The organism is Streptosporangium sp. NPDC051022 (genome assembly GCF_040683035.1).
Lineage (GTDB): Bacteria > Actinomycetota > Actinomycetes > Streptosporangiales > Streptosporangiaceae > Streptosporangium.
On record NZ_JBFBCF010000001.1, the window covers coordinates 411055 to 427930 of the forward strand.

Below are 16876 nucleotides of genomic sequence, written 5' to 3' on the forward strand. Positions count from 1 at the left end.
CCTGCCGGAGACCGGCCGACCCGAAGGTGTGTCGATGACCGACGTGACCGAGTCCGAAATCCACGAACGTCCGCAGAGCCCGGCGTCGGACGGATGCCTGTCCGTGCGGAACCTGACGACGGTGTTCACCACCGGGCGCGGGACCGTGGCGGCGGTGACCGATGTGAGCTTCGACCTGCGTGCCGGGGAGACACTGGGGATCGTCGGCGAGTCCGGGTCGGGCAAGAGCGTGACCGCGATGTCGGCCCTCGGGCTGATCCCGCAGCCCCCGGGCAAGGTCGTGTCCGGCGAGATCTGGGTGAACGGGAAGAACCTGCTGGCGCTCGATCGCCGTAGCCTGCGGGCGGCGAGCGGGTCGGACATAGCGATGATCTTCCAGGACCCGATGACCTCGCTCAACCCCGTCCATCGGATCGGAGCGCAGATCGCCGAGGGGATCCTGACCCATCAGCGCAGGCCGTCGAAGGCCGACAAGGAGGCGGCCCGGCGCCGGGCCGTCGAACTGCTCGCGGCCGTCGGAGTGCCGGCGCCGGAGCGGCGCGCCCGGCAGTATCCGCACGAGCTGTCCGGCGGCATGCGGCAGCGGGTGATGATCGCCATGGCCATGAGCTGCGACCCGAAGGTGCTCATCGCCGACGAGCCGACCACCGCGCTCGACGCCACGATCCAGGCGCAGATCATGCGGCTGCTGCGCGAGGTGCAGCAGCGCACCAACGTCGGGATCATGCTGATCACCCACGACATCGGTCTGGTGGCGCAGAACGTCGACCGCGTCCTGGTCATGTACGCGGGGCGGGTGGTCGAGATGGGCACCGTCGAGGAGGTGCTCGGAAACCCCAAGCACCCCTACACCGTCGGCCTGCTCCGGTGCACGCCGAGCCGGCTGCCGTCGGACTCCGTCCGGCGGCGGCTCACGCCGATCCACGGCCTTCCGCCCAACCCGACGGACCTGCCCCCCGGATGCTCCTTCGCGCCCAGGTGCGACCTCCGCGGCGACCGGGAGCGGTGCCTTCTGGAACAGCCGGAGCTGCGCCCGGCGCCGACGGACGACCACCGGTCCGCATGCCACTTCCTTGAAGAGGTCACCCCCTGAGCGTGCCCCCACGCTCGTGCTCGACGGTAAGGAGTCGGAGCTCATGTTCCACAGCACACAGCAAGACGTGGTGGACCCCGTGGAACCGGTCGGCGAGGAGCTGCTGCGGATCGAGGGACTCAAGATCCACTTTCCGCTCGGCAGGCGCAGACACGGCCAGTACGCCGAGACGGTGTACGCCGTCGACGGAGTGGACTTCACGCTGGACAAGGGCCAGACCGTCTCGCTCGTCGGGGAGTCGGGGTGCGGCAAGTCGACCGTCGCACGGTCGCTCGTCGGGCTGGTCCGCCCGACCGCCGGGTCCATCCGCTACAAGGGCATGGACCTGAGGACCGCGAGCCGGAGCCAGATGCGGATGCTGCGGCGGGAGGTGCAGATCGTCTTCCAGGACCCGTTCGCGTCGGTCAACCCGCGGATGCGGGTGCGGGACATCATCGAGGAGCCCCTCCGCGTGCAGGGGATCACCCGGGACAAGTACGTGGCCGAAGAGCTCCTGGAGATGGTCGGGCTCCAGCCCGTGTACGCGAACCGGTTCCCGCACGAGTTCTCCGGCGGGCAGATGCAGCGCATCGGCATCGCGCGCGCGCTCGCGCTGAAGCCGCGGGTGCTGGTGCTCGACGAGCCGATCTCCGCGCTCGACGTGTCGATCCAGGCCCAGATCATCAACCTGCTCATGGACCTGCAGGACGAGCTGGGACTGGCCTACCTGCTCATCGCGCACGACGTGGCCGTTGTGCGCGCCGTCAGCCACCGCGTGCTGGTGATGTACCTGGGCCGGATCGTCGAGGCCGGCCCGGAGGTGCTGTCCGAGCCCGGCCATCCGTACACGCAGGCGCTGCTGAGCGCCATCCCCTCGGCCGAGGTCGGCTCCCGCGGCTCCAGGAAAGAGATCATCCTTGAGGGCGACGTCCCCAGCCCGACCGATCCGCCGAGCGGCTGCCGGTTCCGCACCCGCTGCTGGAAGGCCGCCGACGTGTGCGCGGAGGAGGAACCCGGACTGCTCGACCGTACCGGGCTCGGCGCACTCAACGCCTGCCACTTTCCCGCCCGCGAGTAGCAGGGGACTTCCCCCTCCGAGCGACCGCCCGTGCCAGGCGCGCAATGCGGAAGGCCCGGAAGCCGTACGGCTTCCGGGCCTTTCTACGCGCCAGGATCAGAGGCGGTAGATGTGGTACACCTTCTGGAAGGTCTCGTGGACGGTCCAGGTGCCCTTCCAGCCGACGGGGAACACCGCACTCGACCCGGGCGTGAGCTTGACGGGTTCGCCGCCGTCCTCCTGCACGGTCATGCTGCCGGAAAGCACGTAGATGGACTCCTCCCGGTTGGGGTACTCCCAACGGGACGCCCCCGGCGCGCACTCCCAGTGGCCGATGATGAACTTCTTGTCCTCGCTCATGTGCAGGACGCGGTTGCGGGTGAGAATCTCGGCAGGCTCGATGGGCGTGGCGCTCGGCGGCACGAGCGGCCGCTGCTTCGCATCGCTCAGATCGAGCTCTTCGGGGCGAAAGTTCATCGTCATGGATCGTTCCTCACTTCGTCTGGATCGCCGGACGGCCTGGCCCCGGTCCTCGCCGGGGCCGATGACGACGGCACTGCGTGAAGTCTTTTTGAATTCTACCCCTGATATATTACACGTCAAATCTAGTGCATGCCAGGGGTGATGGTCGTCGTCACCCGTGTGCCCCGCCGATCGGCGTGCTGACCGGCCGGCCGCTCTCGGCCTCCCGGGCGGTCGCGCGGGGGAGGCCGAGGACACGCTCGAGCCAGGAGTCGCGGGCGGCCTTCGACGCCCGGCTGACCGTGGCGTCGGGAGCCTGCTCCGTGAAGCCGTGGAACGCCCCCGCCCAGATGTGCAGCTCGGCCTGGCCGCCGACCGCCCAGATGCGTGTCGCGTAGTCGACGGCCTCGTCGCGGAACACCTCGCAGGCGCCCGCGTCGATGTAGGCGGGCGGGAGACCGGACAGGTCGGTCGCCCGCGACGGCGCGGCGTACGGGGACGCCTCCGGGCCGCCCGCGTCGTCACCCAGCAGGAAACGCCAGCCCCAGAGGTTGCTGTTACGGTCCCACCAGCCGATCCCGTCGTACTGGTGACTCGACGCCGTGGTGTTCCGGTCGTCGATCATCGGGCAGTACAGCCCCTGCCCGGCGATGGCGGGCCCACCCCGGTCGCGCGCCAGCAGCGACACGCCCGCGGCGAGGCCGCCGCCCGCGCTGCGCCCCATCACGACGATCCGTCCCGGGTCGAAGCCCAGTTCGCCGGCGTGCTCGGAGACCCAGACGAGGCCCGCGTAGCAGTCCTCGACCGGCGCGGGATGCGGGTGCTCGGGTGCGAGCCGGTACTCGACCGAGACCGCGACGAGCCCGTAGACGTCGACGAGCTCCACGAAGCTCTCCATGGACCAGAACCGGTTGCCCATGCACATCCCGCCGCCGTGGATGTTGTACAGCGCGGCCGGAGTCGTGACCCCGCCCTTCGGGCGCAGGATGGAGACGGTGAGGTCCGGGGCTCCGGCCGGGCCCGGGATCACCCGGTCCTCGAACTCCACCGGGCGGCCGCCGAGGATCTCCTCGATGGGCTTGGTCATCGACCCGCCGCCGTCGCGCTGCGCGCGTACGGTCTCCGGGCCGAGCGGCGGGCCTCCGCCGGTGTGGAGCGCCTGGTAGACGGGCAGGAGATCGGGGTCGAACGGGACGGGTGTCACGGTCATCGGGTGGCCACTCCTTTGGATCTCGGACAGGGGAAACGGCCGCATCCGCTGACCGGTCGTGATGTTCTGATGCGAGAGAGTGAGCAAGAGCGACTTCATCCCGTTCTCTATAGATACTAGACGTGATGTATCAGTCCCTCTATCGTGTGATGTGGGGCACCCGGGCCGGACGGCGTATGCCGTCCGGCCCGTGGAAACCGGGTCTAACGTGCCGGGTCGAACTCGGCGGGATAGACCGTCGTGCTGATCAGTCTGCCGAACCCGTCGAGCGTGAAATGGGCAAGAGCCTGCTGGGACTCGTCGAGCCCGAACAGCACGCCTCGCGAACGGATGCTGCGGATGTCGCGGTGGTCGGCGACCGTCACCGCCGCGCAGGGGAGCGCCTTCTCCCGCCAGGCGAACAGGAAGATGCCGGGGCGCAGTTCGTAGGCGGTGCACTCGTCGGTGTCCGCGAGCCCTTCCTCCGAACCGGCCAGGCACTGCCAGGTGTACTGCCGCGGCCCGAGGTAGATGTGCTCGTACACGCGGTCGGGGCCGTACTCCCACAGCACGCGGCGGCCGGTGAGCGCGGTGGACGGCGCGGGTGGGAGCATGGTCGACTCGATGCCTTCGATCCGCGCCGTCGCGAAGCGCTGCCGGACCCGGGGCAGGCCCGGCGAAGGGTCGCCGATCAGGGTGCTCACCGACAGTGCGTGCCCGCTCGTGAAGTCGAGCGCGAGGCTTACGGACTCCGTCGGCGTCTGCGTGTGGCGGAACTGCACGTAGAGGAGATCGTCCGCGAACCGGAACGCCTCATAGCGGCCCTCTCCGGAGGCCGAGACGTCGTCTCCGCGCCCCGGGCTACGCGTCCACGTGACGGTGTCCGCACCGAAACGGTGCGTGATGCGGGTGCCGTGGTTGTCGTAGAGCACGACCACGCGGCCGATGAGGGCGGACGGCGGATCGGTTCTGGTGAGGCCGATGTCCGCGGCCGCGAGAAGTCCGTGGACGGGTCGACTGATCGAGGCTTCGGAAAGATCGCTAATCATGGTTCTCCTCACCGGAGGAAGACGAGGCGAGGGCGAGCGAGGACGCCGCGGGCGCGGATGAGGCAGCGCCCGTGACTCCCGCTCGGCTCATCAAACTCGGGTTCGCCCGCAGCGGCGGACTCTGGTCTGTCAGTAAGCGCGCGGCTGTACGCCGATCGTCAGGTGTAACGCTGGTCACGTGGAGCGGGATGAACGAGGCGGAGACGGTGTGGTGGAACTCGGCGAAATCATGGGCGAACGCCGTGGTGACGTGGCCGATCCGCGTCTCTTGAACAGTATCGTTCAAGACTTACCTCCCTTGCCTCAAGGGCAAAGCTTGCCGATCCCATATCGGATCTCGACAGGTTCGGTGCTGTCAAGGTGCCTTGGGCCGGCACCTGATCGGGTGATCGCCGCACGTCCGACGATCGACGACAGGCTCCGAAGCGCGCCGGGCGACCGCTACCGAGGTGGGTGGAGCCGCTCACGGGCGCCGATGTACTCCGCGACGATCTGCTCGACGATCTCGGCCGCCGGGAGCACCGAGTGGATGAGCCCGGCGGACTGGCCCGCCTCGACCTTGCCCCAGGTGACGTCGCCGTACAGCGCGGCGTCCCTCAGCGTCGCGGCCTGAAACGCCTTGCGGCGCACGTCGAGGTCCGCGTTGGCCTCCTCGAGTTCGGTCATGCGGGCGGTGAACTCGTTCGCGAGCGCGCGGGTGACGCTGAGCCCGCGTCCGACGGCGCGGGTGCTGTCGACGGTCGCCGCGAGGACGGCGGCCTTGTAGTTCGGGTGGACGGTCGCCTCGTGGCTGGCGAGGAATCGGGTACCGAACTGCGCGGCGCCGGCCCCGAGGGCGAGCATCGCGGCGAGGCCCGCGCCGTCGGCGACGCCGCCGGAGGCGATGACGGGGATGTCGGGAACCTCGGTGACGACGGCGCGCACGAGGACCTGCGTGGTGACCATGGCGGGTGGCGGGTGGCCGCCCGCTTCGGCGCCGACGACGACGAGCCCGTCGACGCCCGCCGCCGCGGCCTTGTGGGCGTGCTCGGTGCTGGCGACGACGTGCAGGCACGTGGTGCCGACGTCGCGGAAGCGCTCGAGGTAGCGCTGCGTGCCGCCCTGGGCCGCGATCAGGACCGGCGGTCTGTGCCGGAGGAGGACGTCGATCACCTCGTCGGCACCCTGCCGGTAGAGGGGAAGGTTGACGGCCCACGGCCGGTCGGTCCCGGCGGCCATCTCGTCGAGCGTGCGCGTGAGGTCGGCGAGCCGCATCGGGCCCGCGGCGACGACGCCGAGTCCACCGGCCCGGCTCACGGCGAGCGGCAGGGCGGAGCTGGACGAGGCCCAGGACATGCCCCCCTGAATGATCGGCAGGTCGATTCCGAGCAGGCGGGTGACCGAGGTGGGGATCACGCTCCCACCTCGCTGCGCTTCTGCTCGAGCAGCCCGCGCGCGTGGGCCGCGAGCTGGTTCTTCTGCACCTTCGAGCTCGCGGTCATCCCGATGTCCTCGAACCCCTCCACGACGCGGAGGTAACGGGGGACCTTGAACCCGGCGAGGTGCGTGCGGGACCAGTCGAGCAACTCCTCCTCGGTGGCGTTACCGGGCTCGGTGAGCACGACGAACGCGAAGGGAACCTCGATCAACCGCTCGTCGGGGACCCCGACCACGGCGGCCTGACGGACACCGGGATGGCGGTGCAGGGCATCCTCGATGTCGGCGGGTGCGACGTTCTCTCCACCGACTCTGATGATGTCCTTCGTACGTCCGACGAAGTGCAGGCGCCCGGCCGCGTCGAGGATGCCGACGTCGCCGGTGAACAGCCATCCGTCTGCGTCGACGGTGGCGGCGGTCTGCTTGGCGTCGTCGAGGTAGCCCCGCATGACGTTCCAGCCGCGGACGAGGATCGAGCCCGGTTCGCCGGGGGCGCAGTCACGACTGTCGTCGAGGGTGCGGATCCGGACCTCGACACCCGGCTGGATACGCATCGCGCCGGAGGCCCGTACGGCCTCGTCCTCCCACCAGGCGGACAACGCGACGTTGGGGGAGGCCTCGGACAGGCCGTAGGCGGCGACACACTCGGCGGCGCCGAGTTCGTCGATCACGCGTCGGATCACGGTGGGGGACGCCGCGACCCAGGCTCCCCGCAGGTGCAGCGTCCGCCGGGCGCGGTCGGGGTGGTTGAGCAGCATCAGCGCGATGGTGTCGTTGCCGGAGAAGTGCGTGCACCGTTCCGCCTCGAACAGGCGCAGCGCCTCGGCGGGCTCGAAGCGGGGCATGGTCACCAGTGTGGTGGCGTGCTGGATCGATGCGAGCACCGAGAGCGTGCTCCCCGCGACGTGGAAGAACGGCCGCGCACTGTGGTAGCGATCGCCCGGGCGCAGGCCGAGGCGTACCCCGGCGAAGAAGGCGTCGGCGCACATGCTGCGATGGGTGAGCAGCACGCCCTTCGGCCGCGAGGTGGTGCCGGACGTGTACTGGACCAGCAGGATGTCGTCCGGACCGGCGGCGGGCGGCACGGCGCCCACATCGCTCCCCGCGTCGATGAAGTCCGACCACGCGGTCGCCCAGCCGGGGACGTTGTCGCCGAGCACGACGACCGACGTGAGCTCGGGCAGGGCCGGGCAGGTCGGGGTCCCGGCGTGACCGATGCCGAGCTCGCGCAGCATCGTGATGAAATCCACGCGCAGGACCCGGTCCGCCACGAACAGGGTGGAGATGCGGGCGTGGTGCAGCGTGTACTCCACCTCGCCGGCGGTGAACCGGGTGTTCACCGGGACGGTGACGGCTCCGACGCTCCCGAGGGCGACGAACAGGGCGACCCAGCGTGGCTCGTTGCCGAGGCAGACGCCGACCCGGTCACCGTGCCCGATGCCGGCGGCGGTGAGAGCCGCGCGGATGCGGGCGACCTCCCGGGCCAGCTCGGCGTAGGTGATTCGGTCATCGGCGGTGACTATCGCCTCGACGTCGGGAGCGAGCAGCGCGGCGCGGTCCAGCGCCTCGTGCGCGGTGACAGGACACGCCGTTCTGAGATCCATCAAGCTTCCTCCGTCCCGGATCCGGTGCGCCGGACCTGTGGTCCGTCCGGGGCGACATACGCGCAGATCGTGATCGCGTCGGCCATCGAGCCACCTCCTCGTGCTGGCTCTAGGAGTACGCAAATCTGTTGACGTTGTCAACACCCTAGAGATCGTTTGGGTGGTCGCGTTCCTGGCGCTCCACGTCCAGTGCGAGGTCGGCGAGCTTGTCGAGTGCGCGCACCAGCACCTTTCGCTCCTCCGGGGACAGGACAGCGAGGAACGTCGCGTCGCGCTCGTTCGCCGCACGTATGAGGCCGCGGTAGAGCTCTATGCCCGTCTCGGTGAGCGCCAGCTGGAATGTCCGTCCGGACCCCGCGGTCCGGTTGACCAGGCCCCGCTCTGTCAGCTTGGTCACGACGCGGCTCATCTGCGCTTTGTCGAGGCCGGCGCGCCGGGCCAGCCGGTTCAGGGTGAGCGTCGGATCGGCCGCGATCAGGGCGATCGCCCGCCACTCGCCGAGGGTGACGTCGAACTCGCGGCGGTAGCGCAGGGCCGCACTGCGGGAGAGGGCCGCCGATGTGCGTGACAGGCGATAGGACAGCAACTCGGTGATGGGGACGAGATTCCTGACGTTCGCGCGCTCGGGCATGGAGGGATCGTAGTCCGGCAGGGGGCGGTGTTGCATCATCAACAACTAGCGGGTCCGTGGCGATCGCTGGGTGATCGCCACGGACGCGGGCGTGCTGGCGGCTTCCTCTACCGGGCCGCATACAGGCCTTCCCATTCGCCCGTTTCACCGAAGTTCGGTGCCTTCGCCGCGGCCTGCCCACCTCATCCTGGACGGGAAAGTCTTCGACACCGATGCCGCCAGAAGACCGCCGGCGTGAAAGGCGAGAAGACCGATGCCTGGCACGCGGAAAAGGCCTCCGATTTCGGTGGCGATATCCCCCGTGTTTATATCCCCCATAGGCCGACGCGCCGCAAACATCATCGGTTTACCTTCAGGGAGTTGCCATGCCTCCAGGCAAGTATTACCGGCGGGGACATTGAGTCAATAAAACGAGACCGAAAAGCGCGCAGGGGTCCGGATGGGTGATTCTGGCAGTCCTCGCCGCCTTCGCGTGGTTCGCCACCCCGGGTCCGGGGCGGACGAGAACACGCCGCAGACGCGGACCGCTGCTCCACCGACGCTGATCCGGACCACCTGGCGGATCGTCTGATTCGCGAAACCCTGCTCGGACCAGTTCGGGGTGTAGTTCGCGCTCGGGCGCTGCGGCGAGGCGGTCCAGGTGGCGCTCCAGCCGCGGGCCGTGGCGGCGCCCGGGGCCGGGGGCGCCGCGAACGCCACTTCGGAGCCGCCCAGCAGCGTGGTGGACATGAGGGTCAAGGTGAACAGCAGCCGCCGTGGTACGGCATACATGGGTGATCCCCTAACGATTGACCGCGTGTGCAGAGCACAAGCACGGCGGTTCAGATGGTCGGCGAGGTCCGGTGAAGGGGGTGGCACGGTCGTCCGTCATTCAGCGGTGCCGGACTTCTTGAGCCGATCGCTGCCGACGGTGAGAAGGACGATGAGGAAGAACGCGACGAACGCGGTGGAGGTTCGCAGAACGTGGAATGCCTCCCACCGTTGCAGGATCGCCGCGTAATCGGCCGGAGCCGAGGTGAGGGCCCACTGCTTGATCTGGCCGTTGATGGGCACGTTGCCGAATCGGGTGACCAGGAACGAGATCACGGCCAAGGCTGCCGCGCCTGCGGCGAGAAGTCGCGGGGCGGCGCGCGTCATGACGGCCAGCAGGAGTGAACTGAGCACTGCCAAGGCCATCAATGTCTGCATGACGAAGCCGTTCACCTGCATCAGCGCCGTGTGGAAAGTGAAACGCACATCGAGGGGAACGATCCGGAACGCATATGCGACGTTCACTGCGCCATAGCTGAATGCGCCAGAGAGCAAGCCGGTGGACAGAAGTGCGAACGCTTTGACGGGGCGAACCAGCACGATGAGATCTCCTATGAGAACGAAGAACACGTTTACTTGTCCGCCAGGCGCCAGGCGCCAGGCGCCTGCCGTACCTGCCGGAGCCTTTTTCGAGAAGAGGCCACGCGGCTCCCGTGTCGCGGCTTCCATCTGAGTCGTTCTCATGCCGAGATCGTCGCTTTCGCCGCCGCTCACAGTCGTCCCACCTGGGAGGACTCCTTCGGCTACGCTGCGGAGCGCAGACGCGGACGGGACTACCACGCTGGGAGCAGCGCGGACTCCAACCTGGTGCGGAGGAGGGCGATCAGGACAGGCCCTACTGTGCAGGGATGAGGTCTAAGGTCGGATGGCGCCCGCCGGCGACGGACGTGTCACTCGCGGCGGTGGTGGGCGCGCTGCTGACGGTCGGCGCGCTGTCGGCCCCCGATACGCATCCCCTGGACTACCTGACCATCGTGGTCGCCTCGCTCGCGCTCGTCGCGTGGCGCAGGACTCCGGTGAGCGTTCTGGTCATCACCACAGCGTGCATGCTGCTCTTCGCGACGCGGACGAATCCGGGGCCACCGGCCGCCTTCCCCGTGCTGGTTGCGATCTACGCCACGGTCCGGGCGGGCCACCGGGGGCTCACGGTGGTCGCCGGTGCCGCGTTCCTGGGCGGTACCTTGGCGGTCAGCCTGGCCCAGGCCACCGAACGGTCCGTCCAAGATCTCATTGATCGCACGGTTCTGCTGCTCGGCTGGTTCCTCGCCGCCGCGGTCACGGGAATGGTCAGCAAGCATCGGGCGGCCTACCTGCACCAGGCCGAGCAGCGGGCCGCCGAAGCCGAACGCACCCGGGAGGAGGTCGCGCTGCGGCGGGCAGGCGAGGAAAGGCTGCGCATCGCCAGGGAGCTCCACGACTCGCTCACCCACAGCATCTCGGTCATCAAGGTGCAAGCCGGGGTGGCCGTCCACCTCGCACGCAAACGCGGGCAGGAGGTGCCAAGCGTGCTGCTGGCCATCCAGGAGGCCAGTGGCGAGGCCATGCGCGAACTCCGCGCCACCTTGGAGGTACTGCGCGACGATGCTGCCGACGAATCGCAGGGCAGCGGGCTGGACCGGCTCGACGACCTGGTGAACAGAGCCCGTTCTGCCGGCCTGCCCACCACCGTCACGATCAGCGGTGATCGGCAGACTCTACCCGCCGCCGTCGACAGCACCGCCTACCGGATCGTTCAGGAGGCGCTGACCAACATCACCCGTCATGCGGGCCAAGCGTCGGCTTCGGTGCACATCGGTTACGCTCCCGGCGAGCTGACCGTGCAGATCGACGACGACGGCGACAACAGCCCGAGCGGGAGTCCCGTGCCAGGCATCGGCCTGACCGGCATGCGCGAGCGCGTCACCGCTCTCGGCGGTCGGCTGCGCGCCGCACCCCGGTCAGAAGGCGGCTTCACCGTCCGCGCCGAACTCCCTGTGAAGGAACTCCTGTGATCCGCGTGCTGCTTGTCGACGACCAGGCGCTCATCCGCGGGGGATTTCGTGCCCTGCTGGAGGCCGAGGACGACATCGAGGTGGTCGCCGAGGCCGCCGACGGCCGGCAGGGCCTTGCCCTCGCCCGCCGGTACGTCCCCGACGTCGCGCTCATCGACGTGAAGATGCAGGTCATGGATGGTATCGAGACGACCAGGCAGATCGCAGGCGACCCGGATCTGAGCAACGTCCGCGTGGTGATCCTCACCAACTACGGGCTGGACGAGTACGTCTTCGACGCCCTGCGCGCGGGTGCGACCGGATTCCTCGTCAAGGACACCGAACCGGCCGACCTCCTGTACGGCATCCGCGTCGCGGCCCGCGGCGACGCACTCCTCGCGCCCGCCATCACGCGCAGACTGATCAGTGAGTTCGTCGCTCGCCGCCCCAGGACCTCTGCCACCGGACTCGGCACGCTCACCAACCGCGAGCGCGAGGTGATGGCGCTGGTCGCCCGAGGTCTGTCCAACGACGAGATCGCCGCGCACATGGTCATCAGCCCGGCTACCGCCAAGACTCACGTCAGCCGAGCCATGGTCAAACTACAGGCTCGCGACCGCGCTCAACTCGTCGTCTTCGCCTACCAATCCGGGCTGGTCACCGCCCTTGAATGAATCGATGCTCTCGCGGAGCTCGGCCCGGCATCCGACCGCGTACCGCGAACAGAAATCGAGCGTCACATACAGGTCGTAGGTGACGCCCGGCCACGGCCTCCAGAGCTTGTCGCAGAAGAATGCGAGCGGGCGTTTCTCTCACATGGGCGGGGTATAACGAGCTGATCCTTTGGGGGGAGACCTTCGCCGGGCTGCGGATGAGCCGCTTCGACCGACTGCTGCGGGTGTTCACGCCGGTGTTCCCCGTCTGTTCTGGCACGGATCTGGCACGTGATCAACGTCGCCTGGAAGGACCTGGACGAGCATGCATGGGGCATGGCGCACCCGCGAATGTGTCCGCATGCCTGATCGCCTTGTCCGTCGTCGATCCTTCCTGTCGGAGAGAGCTGAGCATTTTCGGAACGCGGTACTTGCCGTCGCTATAACGTCCGTGTTATGAACCGGGGAGAGGTGGAACTGGAGCCAGAGGTCGATGAGTGGTTCGACACGCTTGATCAGGAGGACCAGGAGACGGCGGCGTTCTACGTCGACCTGCGGGCCGAGCGTGGCGTCCTGCCGGATGAGCCCTACACTCGTCAGCTCCGTGGCAAGCTGCGTGAGCTGCGTTTTCACCTCGATCGGGAGGCGGTACGGATCACTTACCGGATCGCACCGGGTAGGCGGATCATCATGCTGACGGTGTTCCGCAAGCAGCGGATGCGCGAGTCCGCCGAGATTGAGCGGGCGTGGCGGGCCATGCAGCGGTGTGTCGCTGAGGCTCACACGGCAGACGAGGAGTGAGCGGCATGGGCGAGCGCAAGAGCTGGAGCGCCAAGCGGGCTGAGATCATGAGCCGCCCGGGAGCGGGGGCGGCGTACGAGGCTGCCAGGATCCGCTTTGAGCTGGGTGAGGCGGTACGGCTGCGCCGTGAGCAGCTCGGTCTGACCCAGAGCGAGCTGGCCGAGCGTACGGGGTTGAAGCAGCCGGCGGTGGCGCGGTTTGAGTCGGGCGGGACGATGCCGACCATTCCGATGCTGGAGCGGCTCGCGGAGGCCTTGGAGATGAGGTTGAGCGTTCAGTTCCAGCCACTGCGCGAGGCGAGCTGATCTTTCGAGGTGTTCCCATGATCTTTCTGCGGACGGTCAGGTTTGCGAAGCCGAATCAAGGTCGTTCCTTTCCCAGCGGCCGCGGAGCTTCCGTCCAGTAGGGGCGAGCGGGTACGACCTGGCTGGACGGGTCGCCTCGCGTGAAAGGAGTTGCCCGGTCAACTGCTGGGGAAGGCTCATGGAGCACGCGGCGGGCGGAGGTGGGTTCGTGGCCTGGGAGAGGTTTTTCTCCGGCGCAACCGGATGGCGTAGGCGAGCGCTGATCCGGCGAAGAGCACGCCGGTGACCAGCAGCCAGCGGCCCAGGTACGGGCTCGTGTCCAGTGCCGTTGACCTGCGGTAGTTGACTTCGGCCAACTCCAGGATGAGGGGGAACCAGATGAGCAGCAGCAGCCCGGACAGCGCGGTGGGCACGCGCAGGTAGTTGGTCCACGGAGGCCACGGGACGGGACCCGGCGGCCGGCGGCGGCGCCACGGGCGCCGCCGCGCGGTGATGTCGGCGAGGGTGTACAGCGGGTACAGCAGGAGGTCGTGGATGATCGCGGCGCCGACGAACCACACCAGGAAACCGGCCCAGATGCCGGCGGCGACGACGCGGCTCGCGGCGTACCCGGCCAGGGCGAAGCAGGCGATCAGGGCGAGCAGGTGCAACGGGTCGGCACCGTAGCCGGTGGCCATCCGCCGACGCATGCTGTGGATCCGGGAGAGCATGGCCATCCTCACGCCGTCGCAGGGTGGAAACTGAGCTTGCGGACCCACTTCGTGTTGTGCACGCCGGGGGCGTTCGGGACCATGATCCGGGCGGGATAACCGTGATCGAGGGACAGGTCGGCGCCGTTGACCCGCAACGCGAGCAGGGAGCGGGGGTCGGCCACCTGGCCTGTGCTCAGCGACGCCTGGCCGAAGGCGCCCCCACGTTCCAGGGACTCGACGAACACCTCCACGGTGCCGGGCGCCGCCCCCGCCAGCCGGGCGAGGTCGGCCAGCCGTACGCCGGTCCAGGTCTGCTCGGTCGACCAGCCCTCCACACAGGCGATCGGCAGTGCGTAGGTGTGTAACCGCATCGCCAGCAGTTGCGCACGGCTCAGATATGTGGGGCGCGGTCCGGCCAGCTCCAGTCGCCAGTCCGGGCCGGTGTCGGCCGGATCGATGCTCATGGCGGCGGCGGCCTTGTTCACCTGGAAGTCGTTGGGGTCTGGGCCGTAGGCGCGTCCATGGGGGGCCAGCAGCGCGGTACGGCGCAGCGGCCCGTCCAAGGTCTGACCGACGGACAGGCCAAGAGTGATCAGTGAGGCGCCGCCGACGAAGGCGAGCAGGCCTCGCCGTGACATGGTGGGTGCCTCCGGGGCCGGGGGAACCAGGCCGTCGGGATCGGGAGGTTCCGGCCGGGTGCCGTCCAGGCCGGTCCGCAGCTCGTCGAGCAGGCGTCGCGACCGCAGCGACCGGACCATCTTCGGCAGCTTGAAGGCGACATGGACGGCGAACGCCGCGAGGAAGATCCACGCCCCGTACAGATGCGCGGGGTAGAAGGAGAACGGGAAAACGTAGAAGAGCTGGATGTTCAGGATGCCGGTGACGAACTCGAACACCACGCCGCCGACCAGGAGCAGCAGGCTGGCGCGCTCCACCGCTTCGGCGAGGGAGCGTGCCGGTGGCCAGGCGAACAGTTTCGGAATCACCGACCACAGCTTGGCCAGCAGTACCGCGACCAACGTCAGTCCCAAGATGACGTGGACTCCTTGCGTGACCCGGTACAGCCATGCCGGATTTGTGGGCCAGTCGAACAGATAGAAGCCCAGCCATCCTCGTTCGGGAGTCGTGTCGTTGCCCGGCAGCCGCGGGTTGTAGGCGGCGTAGGACACCAGCCCCGTGATCGCGACGATCGGGATCCCCACCAGCAGTATCAGGCCGAACATCGACGTCAGCCACGGGCCGCGCAGCGGGCTGCGCCAGAACTCCGGCCGGAACGGGCCCGGTGGCGGATGTTCCCGTAGCCAGGCGGCGGCGTCTCGTCTCAGACGTGCGGTTTTGCGGCTCGTTCTCCTGGCGGGCTCGCGGTCGTGATGAGTGTCCCTTCGGGACGGCTGATCTGACATCGAATCACCCCGAAATCAGCGTCTGCCGAAAGCATCCATGCGCTCAGGCCGGTGGCCCAACGTCGGGTTAATGGTGCTATTTGTCGGAAACATCCCCTTTAGGCAGGGTAGCTGATCGCTTTCGATCATTCTCGGACCGTCGTCGTGTTGCGTAGCGGCTCCCATGGCCGCCCAGGCCGCCGATACGGTCCCCGGCGGTCACCCGAGCAGGCGGGTGATCTCCGTGCAGGAGCCCCGGTCCACGGGAAGCCACAGTGTCGAGGGGCGCGGTCCCCCACCGATCGGGCGGAACACCTCGTCTGGGACGCCCGCCAGCAGCCTCTGGGGACAGCGGCGGTAGTTCCGTGTCAGGTCGGGTGGGAAGCCCTGGAGATCGGTGGACTGCTCGACGACGATCGCGGCGAATCGCCGTTCGGCCACCGCGCGGGCGATACTGCGTTCGAGCTGTGCCCGGGGAACGCCGCCGGTGCCGCGCAGAACATCGGCGATGGCGGCTCGGTGGGCCACGGGCGTGAGCCCGGCCAGCACGTTCAGGCCCGGATCGGAGAAGACCGCGACCGGCCCGTCGAAGCCCCCCAGCCACACGCTGAGCCGGTCGCCCACGCGGCGGTCGTCGGCGCCCGGGACCACCCGGCCCGCGGTGAGAACCCCCACGGCCAGGACGGCGATCTGCACCAGGACCAGTGTGCCCGCGGCCGCCGCCCGGCCTGGACTCACCGTCGAGCCGCCCATCCCGACGCCGGCGAGCAACGCCACCGCCGCGTAGACCGGGAGCATGTTGTTCACCGCACCACCCGTGTGCAGGAGACCGGCGTAGCCTTCCGCGGCCAGCGCGAGGCAGCTCAGGCCGATGAGCAGCGAAATCCGCCGTACCGCGAGCAGGACCGCCCCGAGCGCGATGCCGAGGGTGGGTAACAGGTACCAGGTCCAGAACCCGATGAACGCGGTGTGCTCAAGGGGATGCTGGGCGAGGAGTGCGAAGACGTAGAACACGTACCAGCCGTGGCTGGTCATGCCCCACCAGAGCGTGGTCAGGGCCACCGTCCCCGCGAACGTCGCCGCCAGTACCCCTCCCAGACGGCGCCGGGGGCCGCACAGCAGCGCCACGGTGATCGCCCCCGCCTGGGCGAGCGCACTCTGTTTGGTGAGGAAGGCGGCCGCGAGCAGTAGTCCGGCGACCACCGCGCCGCCTGGCCCGCGCATCCACCGGGCCGCGTACAGCCCGGCGAGGCTGAGAAAAAGGAACAGCGAGTCCACCCGGGCGAAGTCGAGCCAGGTACCGGCGGCGAAGTAGGTCGCGGCGTAGAGTCCCGCCGCGGCCACCCCGGCGGTCAGGTCCCCGGTCTCGCGCTGGACCAGTCGCGCGAGGAGGACGAAGCAACCGGCAGAGGCGGTCAGCGAGACCAGCCGGAGCGGGAGATAGGAGACCCCCAGCACGCCCGCCAGGGCCGCCGAGACGGCGAAGTACAGCGGGGGGTAGGCGTCGGGCACGTAGTCAACCGTGGGAGAGGAGTACAGCGGCAGGCCGGTGAGCAGCCGTTCCACCTCGACCAGGGAGTTGCCCTCCAGCCACTCCAGGGCGTACGGATAGCCCATCCGGCTGACGGCGGTGGCGACGCACGCGACGATCGCGACGAGTCCCGCGGCCGCGGCGAGCATGATCGGAAGCCGTGCCACACCTGCCGGGCCGAGCCGCTCTCCGAGACGACCGCTCTGAAACCCGTGGGAGTGCGGCCGAGCGCTCACGGCGGGGCTTCGGCTC

The 16876-nt window shown here is 68.9% G+C and carries 18 protein-coding genes; 6 read left to right on the top strand and 12 right to left on the bottom strand.

Translation table 11 applies throughout. From position 1 onward, the window contains the following. The first annotated feature begins 34 nt into the window (after nucleotides 1-34). Both AB0N02_RS01880 and AB0N02_RS01885 read left to right on the top strand, forming a co-directional pair. Nucleotides 35-1093: an ABC transporter ATP-binding protein gene (locus tag AB0N02_RS01880; RefSeq protein WP_363941459.1), complete on the top strand. Its 1059-nt coding sequence runs from the start codon at nucleotides 35-37 to the stop codon at nucleotides 1091-1093. Between the two features lie 43 nt (nucleotides 1094-1136). Further along, nucleotides 1137-2150 (top strand): oligopeptide/dipeptide ABC transporter ATP-binding protein, encoded by a 1014-nt coding sequence (locus AB0N02_RS01885; protein ID WP_363941462.1) that lies wholly within the window; start codon nucleotides 1137-1139, stop codon nucleotides 2148-2150. 96 nt (nucleotides 2151-2246) lie between these two features. Here AB0N02_RS01885 and AB0N02_RS01890 read toward each other — a convergent pair whose 3' ends face one another. From AB0N02_RS01890 to AB0N02_RS01930, 9 genes are all read right to left on the bottom strand, one after another. Beyond that, nucleotides 2247-2612: a cupin domain-containing protein gene (locus AB0N02_RS01890; protein ID WP_363941465.1), complete on the bottom strand. Its 366-nt coding sequence runs from the start codon at nucleotides 2610-2612 to the stop codon at nucleotides 2247-2249. A 151-nt stretch (nucleotides 2613-2763) separates the two neighbouring features. Next, nucleotides 2764-3801, bottom strand: a complete 1038-nt coding sequence (locus AB0N02_RS01895; protein ID WP_363941468.1) for an alpha/beta hydrolase — start codon at nucleotides 3799-3801, stop codon at nucleotides 2764-2766. A 203-nt stretch (nucleotides 3802-4004) separates the two neighbouring features. Beyond that, entirely contained in the window at nucleotides 4005-4829 is an 825-nt protein-coding gene (locus AB0N02_RS01900; protein WP_363941472.1) for a MoaF C-terminal domain-containing protein, read from the bottom strand. Beyond that, nucleotides 4822-5115: a hypothetical protein gene (locus tag AB0N02_RS01905; RefSeq protein WP_363941475.1), complete on the bottom strand. Its 294-nt coding sequence runs from the start codon at nucleotides 5113-5115 to the stop codon at nucleotides 4822-4824. The genes AB0N02_RS01900 and AB0N02_RS01905 overlap by 8 nt, the downstream gene beginning before the upstream one ends. A 155-nt stretch (nucleotides 5116-5270) precedes the next feature. Beyond that, on the bottom strand, nucleotides 5271-6224 hold the full coding sequence (locus AB0N02_RS01910) for a nitronate monooxygenase (RefSeq protein ID WP_363941478.1): 954 nt from the start codon (nucleotides 6222-6224) through the stop codon (nucleotides 5271-5273). Continuing rightward, complete coding sequence (locus AB0N02_RS01915; RefSeq protein ID WP_363941480.1) at nucleotides 6221-7849, bottom strand: AMP-binding protein; 1629 nt, start codon at nucleotides 7847-7849, stop codon at nucleotides 6221-6223. Before AB0N02_RS01915 ends, AB0N02_RS01910 begins: the two co-directional genes overlap by 4 nt. A gap of 145 nt (nucleotides 7850-7994) precedes the next feature. Next, entirely contained in the window at nucleotides 7995-8480 is a 486-nt protein-coding gene (locus AB0N02_RS01920) for a MarR family transcriptional regulator (RefSeq protein ID WP_363941483.1), read from the bottom strand. Nucleotides 8481-8882: 402 nt separating this feature from the next. Next, nucleotides 8883-9209 carry a hypothetical protein gene (locus AB0N02_RS01925; RefSeq protein WP_363941485.1) on the bottom strand — a complete coding sequence of 109 codons (327 nt, stop codon included), beginning with the start codon at nucleotides 9207-9209 and terminating at the stop codon, nucleotides 8883-8885. A 138-nt stretch (nucleotides 9210-9347) separates the two neighbouring features. Continuing rightward, complete coding sequence (locus AB0N02_RS01930; protein WP_363941487.1) at nucleotides 9348-10004, bottom strand: DUF1772 domain-containing protein; 657 nt, start codon at nucleotides 10002-10004, stop codon at nucleotides 9348-9350. Nucleotides 10005-10138: 134 nt separating this feature from the next. On the opposite strand from AB0N02_RS01930, the gene AB0N02_RS01935 reads away from it, so the two are divergent. From AB0N02_RS01935 to AB0N02_RS01950, 4 genes are all read left to right on the top strand, one after another. Then, nucleotides 10139-11281, top strand: a complete 1143-nt coding sequence (locus AB0N02_RS01935; RefSeq protein ID WP_363941489.1) for a sensor histidine kinase — start codon at nucleotides 10139-10141, stop codon at nucleotides 11279-11281. Beyond that, nucleotides 11278-11934, top strand: coding sequence for a response regulator transcription factor (locus AB0N02_RS01940; RefSeq protein WP_363941491.1), 657 nt, complete (start codon nucleotides 11278-11280; stop codon nucleotides 11932-11934). Before AB0N02_RS01935 ends, AB0N02_RS01940 begins: the two co-directional genes overlap by 4 nt. Nucleotides 11935-12369: 435 nt before the next feature. After that, complete coding sequence (locus AB0N02_RS01945) at nucleotides 12370-12714, top strand: type II toxin-antitoxin system RelE/ParE family toxin (RefSeq protein ID WP_363941494.1); 345 nt, start codon at nucleotides 12370-12372, stop codon at nucleotides 12712-12714. A 5-nt stretch (nucleotides 12715-12719) separates the two neighbouring features. Further along, nucleotides 12720-13019, top strand: coding sequence for a helix-turn-helix transcriptional regulator (locus AB0N02_RS01950; RefSeq protein ID WP_363941496.1), 300 nt, complete (start codon nucleotides 12720-12722; stop codon nucleotides 13017-13019). A 176-nt stretch (nucleotides 13020-13195) separates the two neighbouring features. Here the strand turns inward: AB0N02_RS01950 and AB0N02_RS01955 are convergent, their stop codons facing one another. The 3 genes from AB0N02_RS01955 to AB0N02_RS01965 all read right to left on the bottom strand — a co-directional run bounded on the left by AB0N02_RS01955 (nucleotide 13196) and on the right by AB0N02_RS01965 (nucleotide 16791). Next, entirely contained in the window at nucleotides 13196-13729 is a 534-nt protein-coding gene (locus AB0N02_RS01955; RefSeq protein ID WP_363941499.1) for a hypothetical protein, read from the bottom strand. 8 nt (nucleotides 13730-13737) lie between these two features. Next, entirely contained in the window at nucleotides 13738-14934 is a 1197-nt protein-coding gene (locus AB0N02_RS01960; protein WP_363941501.1) for a molybdopterin-dependent oxidoreductase, read from the bottom strand. A 378-nt stretch (nucleotides 14935-15312) separates the two neighbouring features. Next, on the bottom strand, nucleotides 15313-16791 hold the full coding sequence (locus tag AB0N02_RS01965) for a glycosyltransferase family 39 protein (protein WP_363941502.1): 1479 nt from the start codon (nucleotides 16789-16791) through the stop codon (nucleotides 15313-15315). Between the last annotated feature and the right edge of the window lie 85 nt (nucleotides 16792-16876).